14 protein-coding genes and 1 pseudogene are annotated in these 17,284 nt (G+C 53.6%); 7 read left to right on the plus strand and 8 right to left on the minus strand.

All coding sequences use genetic code 11. The features are described 5' to 3' along the window. Positions 1 to 118: 118 nt before the first annotated feature. The gene (locus tag AC2FMY_RS07465) at positions 119 to 1,201 is read right to left on the minus strand and encodes an IS3 family transposase (protein ID WP_496747758.1); all 1,083 of its coding nucleotides are present in this window, start codon (positions 1,199 to 1,201) and stop codon (positions 119 to 121) included. Between the two features lie 41 nt (positions 1,202 to 1,242). Here AC2FMY_RS07465 and AC2FMY_RS07470 point away from each other — a divergent pair. After that, positions 1,243 to 1,554 (plus strand): annotated as a pseudogene (locus tag AC2FMY_RS07470) (IS3 family transposase); the annotation flags it as partial. A 131-nt stretch (positions 1,555 to 1,685) separates the two neighbouring features. Continuing rightward, positions 1,686 to 3,620: a caspase family protein gene (locus tag AC2FMY_RS07475; protein WP_496747760.1), complete on the plus strand. Its 1,935-nt coding sequence runs from the start codon at positions 1,686 to 1,688 to the stop codon at positions 3,618 to 3,620. Positions 3,621 to 4,006: 386 nt separating this feature from the next. On the opposite strand, the gene AC2FMY_RS07480 is transcribed toward AC2FMY_RS07475, so the two are convergent. From AC2FMY_RS07480 to ugpB, 5 genes are all read right to left on the minus strand, one after another. After that, on the minus strand, positions 4,007 to 4,963 hold the full coding sequence (locus tag AC2FMY_RS07480; protein WP_480751937.1) for a glycerophosphodiester phosphodiesterase family protein: 957 nt from the start codon (positions 4,961 to 4,963) through the stop codon (positions 4,007 to 4,009). A gap of 5 nt (positions 4,964 to 4,968) precedes the next feature. Beyond that, entirely contained in the window at positions 4,969 to 6,018 is a 1,050-nt protein-coding gene (locus AC2FMY_RS07485) for a sn-glycerol-3-phosphate import ATP-binding protein UgpC (protein WP_496747767.1), read from the minus strand. 10 nt (positions 6,019 to 6,028) lie between these two features. Beyond that, on the minus strand, positions 6,029 to 6,880 hold the full coding sequence (ugpE, locus tag AC2FMY_RS07490; protein WP_496747769.1) for a sn-glycerol-3-phosphate ABC transporter permease UgpE: 852 nt from the start codon (positions 6,878 to 6,880) through the stop codon (positions 6,029 to 6,031). Next, entirely contained in the window at positions 6,880 to 7,761 is an 882-nt protein-coding gene (gene ugpA, locus AC2FMY_RS07495) for a sn-glycerol-3-phosphate ABC transporter permease UgpA (protein WP_496747772.1), read from the minus strand. Before ugpA ends, ugpE begins: the two co-directional genes overlap by 1 nt. Before the next feature lie 66 nt (positions 7,762 to 7,827). Next, positions 7,828 to 9,129, minus strand: a complete 1,302-nt coding sequence (gene ugpB / locus AC2FMY_RS07500; RefSeq protein WP_496747774.1) for a sn-glycerol-3-phosphate ABC transporter substrate-binding protein UgpB — start codon at positions 9,127 to 9,129, stop codon at positions 7,828 to 7,830. 131 nt (positions 9,130 to 9,260) lie between these two features. On the opposite strand from ugpB, the gene AC2FMY_RS07505 reads away from it, so the two are divergent. Then, positions 9,261 to 10,214, plus strand: coding sequence for a LysR substrate-binding domain-containing protein (locus AC2FMY_RS07505; protein ID WP_496747776.1), 954 nt, complete (start codon positions 9,261 to 9,263; stop codon positions 10,212 to 10,214). Between the two features lie 2 nt (positions 10,215 to 10,216). Here the strand turns inward: AC2FMY_RS07505 and AC2FMY_RS07510 are convergent, their stop codons facing one another. Together AC2FMY_RS07510 and AC2FMY_RS07515 are read right to left on the minus strand one after the other, a co-directional pair. Further along, the gene (locus AC2FMY_RS07510) at positions 10,217 to 10,864 is read right to left on the minus strand and encodes a response regulator (RefSeq protein ID WP_496747778.1); all 648 of its coding nucleotides are present in this window, start codon (positions 10,862 to 10,864) and stop codon (positions 10,217 to 10,219) included. Beyond that, the gene (locus AC2FMY_RS07515) at positions 10,861 to 11,889 is read right to left on the minus strand and encodes a sensor histidine kinase (RefSeq protein WP_496747781.1); all 1,029 of its coding nucleotides are present in this window, start codon (positions 11,887 to 11,889) and stop codon (positions 10,861 to 10,863) included. Before AC2FMY_RS07515 ends, AC2FMY_RS07510 begins: the two co-directional genes overlap by 4 nt. A gap of 731 nt (positions 11,890 to 12,620) precedes the next feature. Here AC2FMY_RS07515 and AC2FMY_RS07520 point away from each other — a divergent pair. The 4 genes from AC2FMY_RS07520 (at position 12,621) to AC2FMY_RS07535 (ending at position 17,283) form a co-directional block, all read left to right on the plus strand. After that, positions 12,621 to 14,207: an ABC transporter substrate-binding protein gene (locus AC2FMY_RS07520; protein WP_496747783.1), complete on the plus strand. Its 1,587-nt coding sequence runs from the start codon at positions 12,621 to 12,623 to the stop codon at positions 14,205 to 14,207. Between the two features lie 66 nt (positions 14,208 to 14,273). Beyond that, a complete protein-coding gene (locus AC2FMY_RS07525) occupies positions 14,274 to 15,371 on the plus strand; it encodes a M24 family metallopeptidase (RefSeq protein WP_496747784.1) in 1,098 nt (365 codons plus the stop codon). Further along, positions 15,371 to 16,378 (plus strand): ABC transporter permease subunit, encoded by a 1,008-nt coding sequence (locus AC2FMY_RS07530; protein WP_496807187.1) that lies wholly within the window; start codon positions 15,371 to 15,373, stop codon positions 16,376 to 16,378. The genes AC2FMY_RS07525 and AC2FMY_RS07530 overlap by 1 nt, the downstream gene beginning before the upstream one ends. Then, positions 16,378 to 17,283 carry an ABC transporter permease subunit gene (locus AC2FMY_RS07535; RefSeq protein ID WP_480751951.1) on the plus strand — a complete coding sequence of 302 codons (906 nt, stop codon included), beginning with the start codon at positions 16,378 to 16,380 and terminating at the stop codon, positions 17,281 to 17,283. The genes AC2FMY_RS07530 and AC2FMY_RS07535 overlap by 1 nt, the downstream gene beginning before the upstream one ends. Position 17,284 lies beyond the last annotated feature (1 nt).

A 17,284-nucleotide genomic window follows, 5' to 3' on the forward strand; every position in this document is an offset into this window, starting at 1 on the left:
TCGCGTTTGAGGAGTGAAGACCCTTACCCCGCCGACGTCAACCACGCGTTTGATTTCGGCGGTTCATGAGGGCGATGCGGATGCGGATTTCGTATCGACCCGGCGGAATCTGCTCAGGTTAAGCTACTAATTTGAGTGCCTCGTTTGGCGTCCACATGGCAAGGGCCTGGTGCGGGCGTTTGTGATTGTAGAACTGGATCCAGTCGCCGACAGAACGGGGCGCATGAGCCAGGCTTTCGAAGCGCTGGCGATGGACACATTGCTCTTTCAAGGATCGGATCAGCCGCTCCATCATGCCGTTCTGCTGAGGACAATGGGGCGTGATGAACTCCTGGCGCAGGCCGTAACTTTTGACCAGGGCCGTGTACTTCCGAGATGTGAAGACGAGGCCGTTGTCGCTGCGAAGCAGAAATGGCTCGTCGACTTTGCCCAATGTGCCGAAGCGCGCAATCAAGGCGTGTTCCAAAGCTGAAGCCGCCGTCGTCGCCTTGCCGGATCGCGACAGATGCCATCCCAAAAGTTCGCGGGTATGACAGCCCATCACCAGGGCTAGCGTGCACCAGCCATCCTTGCCTGCCCAGACACGCGCCAGATCGGTCGACCATCGTTCGTTTGGTTTCTCTGCGACGGACGGCAAGGCCTCAATCCGCGGCCGGGCGCCGGTCGGCCGTTTGCGCACTTGCCAGCCTTTGATCTGAAAGACCCGTTGCACCGTGTTCTTGTTGAAACCCAGAAGGTGCGCGACCGTGCGATAGCCAAACGACGGGTTCTCCTCGATCATGGACTTGATCGGCGCAATGAACCGATCGTCCAGCTTCGGCGCGGCCTTCATCGGCTTGTAGTAGACCGTGCGGCGCGGAACTCCGAACCAGGTGCAAAGCCTGGAGATCGGCACGGCGTCACCATCAGCGAGAAGGCCCTCATGAAGCGCCCGGAGCTCCAGCATGGCTTCGCCGTAAGCTTCCTGAAGGTCTTTGAGCTGCTTTCCATATTCCTGTCGAACGTCGAGCGGATTGGTCTTCAGGGCGTTCTCCATGCCCTTCTTGGCATCATCAACCCAACTCTCGATCTCTGATGGTGCCAGCTCGTAAGTCCGGCTCGCCTCGGCCACCGTCGTCTTGCCCTGAATGATCTCAACGACCAGCGCTGATTTGCGCCTAGCCGTCCATCGTTTCACTGCCTCTGTCATCGTATCGCTCATTGCTAGGTCCTTTCTTATAGCATGAGCAGGATTTCACTGGCTCGATACAGATGGCCGTAGCTCTGCGGCAGCCTCCCAAAGGCTGCCTCCGCCACACGGACCGTGGCAGCCAAAACTGCGCCCACAATTATCAGAAGCTCTTGCGTCAGCACGGCTTCCAAGTATCGATGAGCGGCAAAGGCAGCTGCTATGACAACTCCGCCTCCGAGACGTTCTTCAAGACGATCAAGGCGGAAATATTCTGGCGAAGATCGTTGCAAACGTGCAGAGACGTCGAACTGGCCATCTTCCAATACATCAACGGCTTCAACAATCCGCGACGGCAGCACGAAATCGGGACAGGTCCAGACTGAACACCCGGCCAGCGATCGAGACCTTGTCAGTTTGTAGTATCAACAGGTAGAACAATCATGGCCGCGATTGGTTGTTTCGAATTTTGCCGATACAACGCCACTGGTTTGTAGACTGTCGGAGCAATGGTCCCGTGATCCTAATCCGCTTGTTATTGGCGTTGGCGCTTGTATCGGTGAATGCTGTTGCGGCATTTGCGGAAAAAAGGGTTGCCTTGGTAATCGGTAACTCTGCTTATCAGGCGGTCAGCCCGTTGGACAATCCGATCAATGACGCATCAGATCTGGCAATTGCGCTAGAAGGGCTGGGATTTGAAGTATTTCTTGGTACGGATTTGCAACAAGCCGAAATGACGGCGATGGCTGACGCTTTTGCATCTGCTGCAGCGGATTCTGATGTCTCGTTGTTCTTCTACGCGGGTCATGGTTTTCAGGTCGAAGGGCAAAACTATTTGCTTCCTGTAGATGCCAAAATCTCATCGGCTCAAGATGTCGTCACACAGACTGTACCGATCAGCGAGTTCATCGCGCGTATGGAGAAATCGAAAGGTGTTCGACTGATTTTTTTGGATGCTTGCCGAGACAACCCGTTTGAAGACTCCGGTTTGAATGTGGGCGGTGACGGACTGGCGCGGGTCGGCAGTTCGGCTGATTTTCTTTTCGCGTATGCCACCCAACCAGACAATGTTGCCTACGACGGAACCGGAAGGAACAGCTTTTTTACGGAAGCTATGCTCAGCCATATTTATACTCCGGGACAGGATATTTCAGATATGATGATTTCGGTGCGCAGGGATGTTCTTGCAGCGACCGGAGGGCGGCAGATTCCTTGGGATAATTCCTCAATGACGCGGCAGTTCCGCTTTGACAACAGTCCGGCAACTGCTTCCGAAGAAACCCTGCTGTGGCAAGTGGCGGCAAGTGCGCAAGACCCAACGCTCATGCAGCTATATATGGATCGCTACCCCCAGGGATCTCACACTGGCGAGGTCGAGGCCTTTCTGGATCAGTTTGAAAAGATTGGAGCGCGAACCCGTGCCCTCGCGGTAGAGGATGAGGACGCTCAAGCCGAACGTTTGTGGAAGCTCGCACAACGCAGCCGGATGCGTCCTTTGCTGGAATTCTATATTGAGCAATATCCGGATGGTTCTCATTCAACCCAAGCCAAGCGATTGCTTCAGTCGATTCCACGACCCGAGGATTCAAGCCCTGGTGGAATCTGTGAAAGGCTGGCAACCCATCCTCGCGACCGAACGGCCAGTATCCCTGGTGTTCCGTTTGACCATCTGAAACAAAACGCCATGACGGCCATTCAGGCATGCAGCGCTGCGACCGTGCAATCACCAGATTTGCCCCACTACGTCGCTTTGCTGGCCCGAGCAACAATTGCGAGCGGTGATTTGGACAGGGCTGTGACTCTGTATAAGCAGGCTGCTGAGCGGGGTGACTTGCGCGCTATGGTATCGTTGGCGCAGCTCTATGAAAGCGGAACCGGAGTGTCTCGGAATACGGACCAGGCACTGGCGTTGTATGAACGCGCTGTCGAAGGCGGCAGTTTTGATGCGATGATCAATCTGGCTGTGATTCTGTTCCAAGGTCAAATTGTTGCCAAAGACGAACAGAGAGCGATATCCTTGCTCAAGCGCGCTGCTGATGGCGGTTCCCCCAAGGCAACTTTCAATTTGGGGGTATTGGCGCAGGATGGCATAGCTGGAATACCATCGCAGGCTCTTGGTTTTTTTCAGAAAGCGGCACGCGAGGGCGAATACCAGGGTTTCCTGGCCGCTGCTATTCTGTTGGACGAAGGCCGGGGTGTGCCACGGGATGCGACGCAAGCCGCTCGTACCTTGTTGCGTGGAGCCGCAGAAGATGACGGAACAATCATCAAACAACTGACCCAGGTATCCGACCAGTGGAAACGACAGACAATCATGGAAGTACAAAGACTGCTGCAGGAAGCGGGGCTGTACACCAGTGTGATCGACGGCCTGCCGGGACCGAACTTTACTTCGGCATTGCAGAGCTGGCGCAGTGGCGGTTTTAACCCGCTGGTCCTAGCGGAGAATTAAGCGGTTACGTGATTTTGAGACATGGGTTTGGTCAAATCCGACCGAGCTGCCAATTTGCGTGAATCCCACTCCAGGCGCTTAGCGCGGATGCGTCGTAAGCGTCCGTTGAACCCGACCTAACGCGTGCCGCTGGAGGGGGCTTAGTGTCCACCATCGATAGTGGACACTAAGGGGCACTCTATGAGCGGGCGGAAGAAGCGGTTTTGGGCGGATGAGGAGAAGCGCGAGATTTGTGCGCAGGCGGTTACGCCGGTGACTAGCAACTGTATGATCTACAATACCCAAAAGCGACGTAATCGGTTGAGCAGGTTTGCGCGCCTGAATCTTTGCCAAACGTACGCGAATATCCTCGTACTTGTCAAAAGCAGCCCGAGCCGAATTCATAGCTATGCCATCTCCGGGCAGCGATCCAGCCACGTGTACCCCCGTTCAATCAAGCGGCGCTGAACACGACCGGGATAGTCCGTGACGATGGAATCGATCTGCAGATCGATCATTTGATCAATGGCTTCTGGTTCGTTAACGGTCCAAACCGCGACGCAAAGATCAAGTTCACGCGCACGCGCCATGTCGGTGGCGGTAATATCCGAGTAGCGCGGGCACCAAAACTGGCCACCCGCCTGGTATACCAAATCGGGTAAACTCACCACCCCACTGCTCAGATCCGGGCCAACCGACTTGGAAGAGTCCTCACCAATCTCGTCTTTGTTTGTGGGTAGCTCAGAAAGGTAGGAAGTCGGGATATCAGGTGCTTGATTGCGACACTCACTCAATAGGTTCCAGTCAAAACTGTGCAAGATTGTTTTTTCTTCTAGATTCGCGGTGCGAATGTCGGCAACGACTGCGGCAACCAAATCCCTGCGCCACTCGAAATCATTCAGAATTTCAGGGTCCGACTTGATTTCCAGCATTAAATGAACATCGCGATGTTCAGGCTGGTTAACTAGATCAAACAGTTCGCTCAGGCGCGGTATACCTATGCCGTACAGAAATGCCTGATCTGGGAAGCGTTTACCATAGTCGCTTTGTCCATCCAATCCTCCTACATCGAACCTCGAAAGCTCTGTCATGGAAAGAGAGGAAATCTTACGCTCTTCTCCGCGCAGCCACTGTCCGTTCGGATCACGAACCATGGCATTGCTAAGTCGGTGATTGTGCGTGACGACAGGAACCCTGTCCCCGCTCATCGCAACATCGAACTCCAATAGCTTGACACCGCAGGAAAGTGCGAACTCAAATCCCGCCAAGGTGTTTTCCGGCAGAATTCCACGTGCCCCACGATGACCGATGATGCGGATGGTTCGGGTATCGCCCGAAAATGCCTTGATCTGAGGAAATCTCATCCGAGTCACATTCGTTTCTCGGTTGCAGGGTCAAACAGATGCACCAAATCCGGATCGATCGAAAACCGCCGAGTTTTCCCTTGATTGATGGTTGTATGTCCCGGAACGGACGCAATCAGTTCTTGATCTGAGTTTTGCAGGCGCCCGTGCAAAAGGGTGTTGGCTCCTAGTTGCTCCAGGAGATCAATTTCCAATGCGATAGGCCCACCTTCATTCGGGATCAGATGTTCAGGGCGCAGGCCAACGATTGTTTCGCCAGTGAACTGTGTGCCCAACGGAATCGCCGCGTTATTCGGTAAGATAGCCTGACCTTCATCAACCTTGACCTTTACGAAGTTCATGGCAGGACTTCCAATGAAGCCGGCGACAAATATCGATTCCGGTTTGTCATATAGTTCGATTGGTGTTCCGAACTGTTCCACATAACCGCCATTCAACACCATGAGCCGATCTCCCAAGGTCATGGCTTCGACCTGATCGTGAGTCACGTAGATCGAGGTAACACCTAGCCGTTGTTGCAGCTTTCGGATTTCCAAACGCATCTGTACTCGCAACTTGGCATCCAGATTGGAAAGCGGTTCGTCAAACAGGAAAACCTGCGGATCTCTGACGATCGCCCGACCCATGGCGACACGTTGGCGCTGTCCGCCGGACAACTGACGCGGCTTCCGGTCAAGGTACTGTCGGATCTCAAGAATGTCCGCAACGTCTTCGACCCGACGGGCAATTTCGTCTTTCGGCAGTTTGCGGATCTTAAGGCCGTAGGAGATGTTATCTCGCACGGACATATGCGGATACAGGGCATAGTTCTGGAAAACCATTGCAATGTCGCGTTGCGCGGGTTCCAGATCATTCACGCGTTGATCTCCGATGCGGATTTCGCCTGATGTCACGGTCTCCAGTCCGGCAATCATTCGCAAAAGGGTGGACTTACCACAGCCCGAAGGGCCGACGATGACGATAAATTCGCCATCAGCAATCTTTCCTTCGATGTGGTGCAACACTTCGGTCTGCCCATAGGATTTGACCAGGTCTTTTAGGTAGATTTCAGCCATTGTGGGCACCCTACTTATCTGTTTCCGTCAAGCCCTGAACAAAGAGCCTTTGCATCGCGATGACGACGATAATCGGTGGGATCATCGCCAACAGCGCGGTCATCATGATGATGTTCCAAAGCGGCGTTTGTTCGGCGGCTTCAAGCATCTGCTTTATCGACATCACGATTGTGGTCATCGATGTGTCGGTTGTAATCAGCAGCGGCCACAGATACTGGTTCCAGCCGAAAATGAAGAGAATTACGAACAAAGCCGCAATATTCGTCCGCGACATCGGCAGTAGAATGTCCCAAAAGAAACGCATCGGGCCTGCACCGTCGACGCGTGCACTTTCCAGCAATTCGTCGGGTACCGTCAGAAACACCTGCCGGAACATGAATGTAGCCGTTGCCGACGCGATCAACGGGATCGACAACCCCCAGTAACTGTTCAGCATTCCAAGATTGGCGACAACTTCGAAAGTAGGAAGAATCCGTACTTCGACCGGCAGCATCAAGGTGATGAAGATTAGCCAGAAACTCAGCATGCGGAACGGGAACTTGAAATACACGATGGCAAAGGCCGATAGTAGTGAGATTGCGATTTTGCCGATCGCTATCATCAGGGCCATTGCCAGGCTGTTAAGCAACATCAGCCATACAGGGGCTATTTCGGTTCCTCGCAGACCTGCCCCGAACAACGTTTGTTTGAGGTTTTCCCATAGGTAACTCCCCGGCAGTAGAGGTAGAGGGGCTTGGCTCATGCGCAATTCGCTGTGAGTTGCCGCAACAAAGGTGATCCATACAGGTAGCGCAATGGCGACGACGCCCAGGATCAGAACGATGTGGGTGACCAGATTTGTGATAGGCCGGTTCTCGATCATCAGTATTCCACCTTTCGCTCGACATAGCGGAACTGGATCACAGTCATGGCGATGACAAGAACCATCAGGATGACCGACTGCGCCGCCGACCCCCCAAGATCGAGGCCTACGAAACCATCATTGAATACCTTGTAGACAAGAATTGTGGTTGACGTTCCGGGGCCTCCTTGTGTGACTGCATGGATAATCCCGAAGGTTTCAAAAAAGGCATAGACCATGTTGATCACCAGCAAGAAAAAAGTCGTGGGTGAAATCAGTGGGAAAATAATTGTCCAGAAACGGCGCGATGGGCCAGCGCCGTCGATTGCTGCAGCTTCGATAACACTGTTCGGGATCGACTGCATCGCCGCAAGATAGAACAGAAAGTTATAGGCAACCTGTTTCCACGCGGCGGCTAGAATAACAAGAAACATGGCTTGTCCGCCGCTCAGGTAATGGTTCCATTCGATTCCGACGAATTCAAGGAGGTATGGTAAGATACCCAACGTGGGATTGAACATAAAAACCCAAAGCGCGCCCGCCAGAACCGGAGCAACGGCATAGGGCCAGATCAGCATCGTACGATAGAACAAGGCGCCGCGCAGCACCCGCTGCGCAAATCCTGCCAAGAACAACGCAAAGATCATCGAAAGCGCCGCGACGGCCAACGAGAAGTATGCGGTCCGCCAGAACGTCGCAATGTAACTTTTGTCTGACCAGAGCAGTTCATAATTTTCCAGCCAAACGAATTCAGTTCCGAGACCAAACGCGTCTTCGATGAGAAACGATTGATAGACTGCCTGGCTGGCGGGCCAAATGAAAAACACCAAGGTGATGACAAGCTGCGGCGCCACAAGGAGATAGGGCAGCGGCGACGTCGGGAAATGCACGCGCTTCAGCATGGCGGACTCCAGATGGCGTCAGACCCCGCAGGGCATTACCCTGCGGGATCAACAAGTTGTATAGTATCAGTTTGCCGTGCGTTCGAATTTGCGCAGCAGATCGTTGCCGCGTTCCACAGCCGCATCAAGCGCCTCGGCGGCGGATTTGTTGCCAGCCCAGACTTCCTCCATCTCTTCGTTGATCACGTCGCGGACCTGAACGAAGTTGCCAAAGCGCAAACCTCGGCTGTTCGGAGTTGGCGTGTTTAGGCTGAGCTGCTTGATTGCGGTATCTGTGCCAGGATTCGCATCATAGAAACCCTGTTCTTTGGACAAAACATAAGCGGCGGTGGTGATCGGAACATATCCGGTCTCCTGATGCCACCACGCCTGCACTTCGGGCGAGGACAGGTATGTCAGGAACTTGGCGACGCCGGGATATTCGGCTTCGTCCCGCCCACTCAGAACCCACAAGGTTGCGCCACCGATGATCGAGTTTTGCGGCGCGTCGGAAACCGACGTGTCCAGCGGCAACATTGTCTGACCAAATTCGAACTCAGCTTGTGATTTGATCGAGCCGTAATAGGCTGACGAGTTCATCCACATTCCGCATTCGCCATTTGTGAACATTGGCAAGCTGTCGCCGCGACGCCCGCCATACACGAACAAGTTGCCGTCGGACATGGAAGCGATGTCGTCCAGACGCGCCGCGACTTTTTCGTTGTTGAAGGTGAATTCGGTGTCAAACCCGGCAAAGCCGTTTTCCTTTGTGCCGATCGGCATATTGTGCCATGCCGAGAAGTTTTCGATCATAACCCAGGATTGCCATCCAAAGGAAAGCCCGCATTTCATGCCGTTGTCGACCAGCTTCCGAGCCGTCTCCTTGACTTCGTCCCAAGTGGCGGGAACCGAAGCACCGGCTGCATCCAGCGCATCCTTGTTGTACCAAAGGACAGGCGTGGAGCTGTTGAACGGCATTGAAAGCAGTTCGCCCTCAGGAGTTTGATAATAGGACACCACCGCCGACAGATAGTCGCCGCCATCAAACGGTTCACCGGTATCGTTCATCAGTTGTTCCACGGGATAAATGGCGCCCTTTGCGGCCATCATGGTGGCAGTGCCAACTTCGAACACCTGAACGATTGCCGGGTGCTCCTTGGCGCGGAAGGCCGCAATCGCAGCGGTCATGGTTTCAGTATAGTTTCCCTTATATACAGGGACGATCTTGTAATCACTTTGCGTCGCGTTGAAGTCCTCTGCAATCTTGTTGACCCGCTCTCCGTTTGTGCCGCCCATGGCGTGCCACCACTGAACTTCGGTCTGAGCCAGCGCGGTCGTTGCCATCGCCGCTGCTATGGAAGACGCTACAAAAATGGATTTGACAGACATTGTTACCTCCCGATGCGTATGTATGACACAGCATTTGAGCAACTAAACCAATAATGCAAGCAAAAGTTTTTTGACAAATAATATAACAAAATATTATCCACAAAGCATCGATACCTGGCACAGGTGGACGGATGAAATTCAAACTCAGGCAACTCGAAGCCTTTCAAGCAGTGGCGCAGACCGGATCGATGACCCGAGCTGCACAAGTGCTGGAAGTATCGCAACCTGCGGTAAGTCGACTACTGTCGGATTTTTCAAAAACCGTGGCTGTAGATCTGTTCGTTCGCGAAGGCGGGCAATTGGTCCCAACCAGTGAAGCGAGGTACCTGTTATCCGAGGTTGGGCGCATCTTTGACAGTTTGCGCCATTTGGAAGATCTCAACCGAGACCTGTCGGAGCGCACGGCTGGTCACTTGAGAATTGCGTGTCTGCCGGGGTTTGCCACCAGTCATCTGCCTGCTGTTCTTGCCGACTTCTTGAAGGAAAGACCCGGTGTAACGGTAACGCTGGAACCAGATCGGCCAGAGCGCATCCTTGAGTGGATTGTCGGAGAGCAATACGATTGCGGTATCACTGACGGATTTACTGGACACCCCACTGTTGAAAGCGAAGACATAAAAATTCGAACAGTTTGTGTCGTCCCTGAGAGGCATCCTCTAGCCGAAAGAGAAATCATCAACCCGATCGATCTGCAAGCCGAGAAAATCATCCACACTCGTCGGGACAGTAACTTTTTTGGCCATCTGTCGACGGCCTTTGCGGATTATGGAGTGCTGATCAATTCGTGGATTGAAGTTCGACAATTCACCACCGCCTGTATGTTTGTCAGTCAAGGGCAGGGGGTTTCTGTTGTATCGTCTCTGGACGCCGAACCATTTCGCGGAAAAGGATTGGAAATACGGGGGTTCGAACCCAACGTTCCACATCGGCTTTCGATCCTAAAGCCAATTGCGGGAAGCAGGTCATTGCTGGCTTTGGATTTTTTGGATGCTTTTGTAGAAAGCCTTTCACCGTTCCGGTGTGCTGACGAGTATGGTGCGCGAACCCGCACAAGCGGGCGCGCAGGAAAGCCAGCGGGGAAATAGTGTCAGTGGTGGCCCCAATGGCTTTGCGCCAAAAGCGCGGCTTCGGTGCGATTCCGGACATGCAGCTTTTGTAAGATTGCAGTCATATAGTGCTTAACAGTTTTTTCTTGCAGATCGAGGGCCAACCCGACTTCCTTATTGCTTTTTCCCTGCGAGACCAGCCGCAAGATGTCTTCTTCCCGTTTCGACAATGTACCAATGGGGTTGGCCCGTTCAACTGGTTGGCGCGGACGGTTCATCCGAGTCAGAACCTTGGCGGCCAGGGAGGGTGCAACATAGCTGCGGCCCGCTACCAAATCTGTCAAGACCCGGATCAACTCACGCGAGCCAACGCCTTTGAGCACATAGCCTGAAGCACCGGCAGAAAGTGCCGCCAGTATGGAGTCATCATCTTCGGAAACTGTGAGCATGGCAACCAACGCCTTGTGTTCACCCTTGGCTATTTGGGTCAGAGCCCATTGCCCCCCGTCCGGCATGGACAGATCAAGCAAGACCAGGTCGGGCTTCAGACTGGAAGTCAATTCTACGGCTTCCTTTCCGGTCGTCGCTTGCCCGACGACTTCGAAATCCTTACTTTCGTCCAAGGTGCGGGCAACGCCTTCGCGAAACAGCGGGTGATCATCGGCCAATACGACGCGGGTTTTGATCATCTGTGATCTCCTGTTTCAAACATCATGCAAATCTCGCCGCCGCCTTCCTGTCGGTTTGATGTGCGGAAAGTGCCGCCGAGGCTTTCAACGCGGTCGCGCAATCCGCTTAGGCCAAGGCCGAGACTGGGACCATCCGGTCCGAACCCTGTGCCGCGATCCCTCACGGCAAGTGACAACGACTGCTTGTCGCATTTCATTTGGACTTCCAAGCCGGTTCCGCCACCATGGCGCGAAGCATTATTCAGGCCTTCCTGGACAAAGCGATATATACAGATCCTTTCCGCTGGAGATGCATGGAAACTTTCACATTCACATAGAACAGAAACGTCGTGTTCCGAACGGTTCTCATGAGCGCTGACGGCTTTTGCGACAACGTCACAAAGCTGGATATCAGCGATGTTGGGCAATGACAGGCCCTGCGATATGAATCGTACTTCATCCATGGCCTGTTTTAAGGCCTCGTTGACGCCATCAAGTTCGGAACGAGCAGCATCATCGGTTTGCTTTTCGCGCAAATCGTCAAGGCGCAGAGCCGCGAAAGCCAGATATTGCGCCGGACCATCATGCAAATCGGCTCCGATCTGAAGTAGCGCGTGCTCTGTACTGGCCGCCGATCTGGCCGCCGCTTCCTGAACCCGTCGACGCAGATCGAGATTGCGTGCGGACAAAGCTCGTAAATCCCGGAACTGCGAATTCAATCCTGCGCGTTGGCGCTCTATCGTGCGGCTGCCGCGGCGCACGATCAGGTATAACGCAGCTCCGATAGCCGATATGACACCAACCACAGTGGCCCAAGCGGTTTGGCGCGCGGCGACAAGATCGTTACGTAGCTGCGGGTTAGCCTCATAAATCTCCGCCACAGCAATGACTTCGCCGGTCCATACTTCATGGATCGGGGAATAGACCTCCAACAAAGGTAGGCCAAGCGCACTTTCGTTTTCAGCCTCTTCGTCACCAACTTCCTCGAATTCACCGCTCACTTGGCCTTGCCAAGCTGCTTTCAAGGGCGGGGTGACTTCAAACACTCGGTTGATCAGACTGCGGTCGGATGCTTCGACAATGCGCCCGCCTTTTTTCCAGATTTTGTAGGATACGATGCGCTCACCAAGCGGTGTGTTATTGAAAATCTCATCCAGAGCGCGCTGAGCGTTTTCAGACAGCTCATCGCTGTCGGCAAGCTGTTGCGAGATCGGAGAGACAAAGCTCTCCATATAAAGCGCGGTTGCGTTTGCGGTATTGCGGACGACGCTTTCTTCGATCCGGCGAGTGACTATTGCTCCGACGATAAGGGCTGCGAAGACCAACACCACGCCTCCAGTAAGACCAAATTGAGTGGCCAAAGACATATTCTGCCATAGCGAGGCATATCGCCGAATGATTGTCATATACCCATAATCCTCAACACGTCCGACAAGAAAAGGGACTTTGGTCGGAATGTGCGACCGACTGTGGCCATCGATCAGGCGTCCGGTTTTGATCCAGGTTATTCTTGTGATTCCTGATCATAAGGCCCTGCGAGATCTTGAGGCCGGGTAACAATCGTCTCCGTTGTGATTGTTTTTTGTTATTTTCGTTCCAATAGCGCGGAGTCTCGGTCACTTCCATTGCTCTGTGAAAAATCCCGTACGAATGAGGTTGATATTGGATACAATATACTAAAAACATCATACAGTTTCCCCGTCAGCGAATGTGACCGGGAAGTTGCCTGAATTCTGATGTGCTGAAGCGATCAGAAATAATAACAAGGGAGTAAACAATGAAATCCAAGATTTTAGCGGCAACTACCGCAATAGGACTGATTGCGGGACCAGCTCTTGCGGGCGGAACGCTTGTCTATTGCTCAGAAGGTTCACCGGAAGGGTTCGACCCGGCGTTGTTCACGGCGGGCACCACGTTCGACGCCTCATCACACCCCATCTATAACCGCTTGATGGAGTTCGAAACCGGAACCACCAACGTAATTCCGGGACTGGCTGAAAGCGTCGAAGCCAGCGATGACGGTCTTGAATACACATTCACGCTGCGAAAGGGCGTCAAATTCCATTCGAATGACGAATTCACACCCACTCGCGACTTCAATGCCGATGACGTGATTTTCACGTTCGAACGTCAGCGGCTTGAAGACCATCCGTTCAACAAAGTGAACGGCGGGACATGGGAATACTTCAACGGTATGGGAATGCCGGATTTGGTGAAATCGGTCGAAAAACTCGACGATCACACTGTTAAGTTCACACTGAATACGCCCGAAGCACCGTTCGTGGCCAATATGGCAATGGACTTTGCCTCCATCCTGTCTGCGGAATATGCGCAGGCAATGATGGATGCGGGTACACCAGAAAAGATCAACACCAACCCGATCGGCACCGGCCCGTTCGAAATGGTGGCGTATCAGAAAGACGCTGTCATTCGCTATCAGGCAAACGCCGACTATTGGAACGGAAAAGCCGATATCGACCAATTGATCTTTGCCATTACTCCCGATGCTTCGGTGCGCTACCAAAAGCTGAAAGCGGGCGAATGCCACGTCATGCCTTATCCAAACCCGGCTGATATTCAGGCGATGAAGGATGACCCCGCCATCAATGTGATGGAGCAGGAAGGCTTGAACGTCGGATATCTGGCGTACAACACCACCATGGCACCCTTCGACAATCCCAAGGTCCGCAAGGCGCTGAACATGGCCATCGACAAAAATGCGATCATCGATGTCGTGTTCCAGGGTTCGGGCCAGGCAGCCAAGAACCCAATCCCCCCGACAATGTGGAGCTACAACGAAGCAATTGTCGATGATGCTTATGATCCAGAAGCTGCAAAGGCAGCTCTGGAAGCCGAAGGCGTTTCGGATCTGAGCATGAAAATCTGGGCAATGCCGGTGCAGCGTCCCTACAACCCAAATGCACGCCGCATGGCCGAACTTATCCAGGCAGACTTCGCCAAAGTCGGTGTGGATGTGGAAATTGTGTCCTACGAATGGGGCGAATACCTGTCGCGCTCGAAGGAGCTGAACCGTGACGGTGCTGTTTTGCTCGGTTGGACCGGTGACAATGGGGATCCGGACAATTTCCTGGCAGTATTGTTGGGCTGTGACGGTGTTGAAGCTTCGAACCGAGCGCAGTGGTGCCATGAGCCGTTCGACAACGTCATCAAGCAGGCCAAGCAGTCCACGGACGTAGCCGAGAGGACCAAGCTTTATGAAGAGGCCCAGGTCATCTTCAAAGAGCAAGCGCCGTGGGCCACTATTGCGCATTCGGTCGTGTTCATGCCGATGGTAAACAACGTGAAGGGCTACAAGGTTCATCCGCTTGGTGGACACATCTTCTATGGCGTGAGCGTCGAATAACCATCTGAACCTGAACCGGGGCTGCAAATGCGGCCCCGGTTCTTTTTGTCTGCGGAGACATAGCCAATGACTGATCGCCTTGCCGATTATCGTCAGGTTGCTCGCGATCTTTCGGTCGATGCGGTGGCCTTGGTGCCCGGGCCGAATTTCACGCGTGCACTTGGCCATAGTTTCATGAGCCATGAACGCCCATTCCTTGTCATCATCCCTGTACAAGGTAAACCTGCGGCCATTGTTCCTAATCTCGAACTGGACAGCTGGGATCTCGTGGGGTTCGAAGGCGACGTTTTTGATTGGAAAGATCATACGGGGTATTCTGATGCTTTTGCGGCTCTTGCAACGCAGCGACCAATCCAAAGGGTGGCCGTCGAAGGTCAAGTGATGCGCGTTTTCGTACATCATGCGTTGATGCAAGCCTATGAAGAACTGCAGATCATTGATGGGGAGCGTGAAATTTCAGGCTTGCGGATGATCAAGTCCGCCGAAGATATTGCTGCTCTCGAAACTGCAATCGCAATTTCGGAGCGGGCTTTGTTTCGTGTTCTGGAGAATGTGCAGATCGGGCAGACGGAGAAACAAGTTGAAGCCGCATTAATACACGCCCTATTCGCAGAGGGGGCGGATGATATGGCTTTTTCACCTATTGTAGCGGCAGGAGAAAATACGGCCCTCCCGCATGCGCACGCTCGAGAAGATTACAAGATCAAAGCAGGTGATGCTTTGTTGTTCGATTTCGGTGCGAGGAAACATGGTTTTGCCGCCGACATAACTCGGACCGTATTCGTGAAGGAAGCCTCAGATGAGGCGCGAGATGTCTATAACACCGTCCTTGCCGCAAACATGAAGGGTCTCGAAGTGACCTGCGCCGGTGTAACCGCACATCAGATTGACGATGCGGTTACAGGCGTTTTGGAGGCATCGCCTTATGCAGATCGCATTCGCACCAAAACCGGTCATGGGCTGGGGCGGGATGTTCACGAGGCACCCTATGTCATGCGCGGCAATCACACGGTTCTTCCCGCTGGAACTGTGTATACGAATGAGCCCGGCCTCTATGCAGTAGGCAAATTCGGTGTCAGGATCGAAGACGATGTTCTGGTAACCGCAGACGGCTATCGCAGCCTTACAACCTTTCCAAAAGACCTCATGGTCGTGGGACGCTGATGCTACGCTATCTATTTGCAAGATTGGGAACGTTCATTCCGACTTTCATCGGAGTGACGCTGATTTCCTTCATGTTCATCCGGATTCTGCCTGGTGATCCCATTATTGTCATGGCCGGAGAACGCGGCATGACCGAAGAACGCTATCAGGAGATGGTGGAAAAACTCGGTTTCGACAAACCGGTCTGGCAACAATACACCGATTATCTATTTGGCGTGATGCAAGGCGATCTGGGCGAAAGCTTCGTTACCAAGAAACCGGTTTGGGATGAGTTCTTTTCGCTGTTTCCGGCAACTCTGGAACTATCGATCTGTGCCATGATTTTTGCGGTCGCACTTGGTCTTCCCGCTGGAGTAATTGCCGCTGTGAACCGGGGTAAATTGTTCGACAGGCTGCTGATGTCATCGGCTTTGGTCGGCTACTCGATGCCGATCTTCTGGTGGGCACTGCTGTTGATTATCGTATTTTCGGGCAATCTGGGTTGGACGCCGGTTTCAGGCCGCATCGATTTGATATATTGGTTCGACAACGTAACTGGCCTGATGCTAGTTGACAGCTTGCTTTCGGGGCAGGAGGGCGCATTCAAGTCTGCCGTTCGTCACCTGATCTTGCCGACAATCGTTCTGGGGACAATTCCACTTGCGGTTATTGCGCGCCAGACCCGTTCGGCGATGCTTGAGGTGTTGGGCGAAGATTATATACGCACCGCCCGCGCAAAAGGTCTCAGCCCATCACGTATCAATGGTCTCCATGCGCTGCGCAACGCACTGATCCCGGTCATCACGGTGATCGGCCTTTCGGTCGGAACGCTATTGGCCGGCGCCATTTTGACCGAAACAATCTTTAGCTGGCCGGGTATCGGCAAGTGGATGGTCGACAGTATTTCACGCCGCGACTATCCCGTGGTGCAGGGCGGATTGTTGTTGATCGCAGTGATCGTAATGATCGTAAATCTAATCGTTGATGTGCTGTACGGTGTGATCAACCCCAAGATTAGGAAGCGGTAATGGCGATTCAGACAATTCAGTCACCGACTACCAGCCCGGAACGCCCAAATGCCGTGCGCGAGTTCTGGTACTATTTCCGCGAAAATCGCGGGGCAGTCATCGGTCTTTGGTTTTTTACCGCCTTTGTTTTGTGTGCGGCTCTGGCGCCATGGCTTGCGCCTTACGATCCGACGGAACAGTTTCGCGAACACATCTTGCAACCTCCCGTCTGGGCTGAAGGCGGAAGCTGGGAGTTTGTTCTGGGCACTGACCCGCTAGGGCGAGATATCCTCTCGCGCCTTATCGCCGGGTCGCGCTACTCGTTTTTTGTCGGCATCGTGGTTGTAACCATAGCAGCTTCGGGCGGAATCATTGTTGGTTTGCTCTCGGGCTTTGCGCCCAAATTCGTTGACACATTGATCATGCGGATCATGGATATCATCCTAGCCTTCCCGTCGCTGTTGCTGGCCCTGGTTCTGGTTGCAATCCTTGGTCCGTCGCTAACGAACGCCATGATTGCTATCGCGATCGTTTTGCTTCCGCATTATGTGCGCTTGACCCGCGCGCAAGCCATGTCAGAGCGGCAAAAAGACTATGTGACATCCGCGCAAGTAGCGGGCGCTGGTTTACCGCGTCTGATGTTCATAACCGTGCTGCCCAACTGCTTGGCTCCAATCATAGTACAGGCGGCGCTTTCGTTCTCGACTGCGATTCTAGACGCTGCGGCTCTGGGATTTCTTGGGATGGGTGCGCAGCCACCTACACCGGAATGGGGAACGATGCTGGCTGAGGCACGTGAATTCATTCTACGCGCATGGTGGGTCGTAACATTCCCCGGCCTTGCCATTCTCGTGACCGTACTCGCCATCAATCTTATGGGTGACGGCCTTCGCGACGCACTTGACCCGAAACTGAAGCGGAGCTGAT

Source organism: Ruegeria sp. YKSE079 (genome assembly GCF_059612845.1).

What these genes read in the sequence shown, in the direction of transcription:
- AC2FMY_RS07465 (WP_496747758.1), bottom strand. Translation starts at nt 1,201, where the DNA reads ATGAGCGATACGATGACAGAGGCAGTGAAACGATGGACGGCTAGGCGC.
- AC2FMY_RS07480 (WP_480751937.1), bottom strand. Translation starts at nt 4,963, where the DNA reads ATGAGATTTCCTCAGATCAAGGCATTTTCGGGCGATACCCGAACCATC.
- AC2FMY_RS07485 (WP_496747767.1), bottom strand. Translation starts at nt 6,018, where the DNA reads ATGGCTGAAATCTACCTAAAAGACCTGGTCAAATCCTATGGGCAGACC.
- ugpE (WP_496747769.1), bottom strand. Translation starts at nt 6,880, where the DNA reads ATGATCGAGAACCGGCCTATCACAAATCTGGTCACCCACATCGTTCTG.
- ugpA (WP_496747772.1), bottom strand. Translation starts at nt 7,761, where the DNA reads ATGCTGAAGCGCGTGCATTTCCCGACGTCGCCGCTGCCCTATCTCCTT.
- ugpB (WP_496747774.1), bottom strand. Translation starts at nt 9,129, where the DNA reads ATGTCTGTCAAATCCATTTTTGTAGCGTCTTCCATAGCAGCGGCGATG.
- AC2FMY_RS07505 (WP_496747776.1), top strand. Translation starts at nt 9,261, where the DNA reads ATGAAATTCAAACTCAGGCAACTCGAAGCCTTTCAAGCAGTGGCGCAG.
- AC2FMY_RS07510 (WP_496747778.1), bottom strand. Translation starts at nt 10,864, where the DNA reads ATGATCAAAACCCGCGTCGTATTGGCCGATGATCACCCGCTGTTTCGC.
- AC2FMY_RS07520 (WP_496747783.1), top strand. Translation starts at nt 12,621, where the DNA reads ATGAAATCCAAGATTTTAGCGGCAACTACCGCAATAGGACTGATTGCG.
- AC2FMY_RS07525 (WP_496747784.1), top strand. Translation starts at nt 14,274, where the DNA reads ATGACTGATCGCCTTGCCGATTATCGTCAGGTTGCTCGCGATCTTTCG.
- AC2FMY_RS07530 (WP_496807187.1), top strand. Translation starts at nt 15,371, where the DNA reads ATGCTACGCTATCTATTTGCAAGATTGGGAACGTTCATTCCGACTTTC.
- AC2FMY_RS07535 (WP_480751951.1), top strand. Translation starts at nt 16,378, where the DNA reads ATGGCGATTCAGACAATTCAGTCACCGACTACCAGCCCGGAACGCCCA.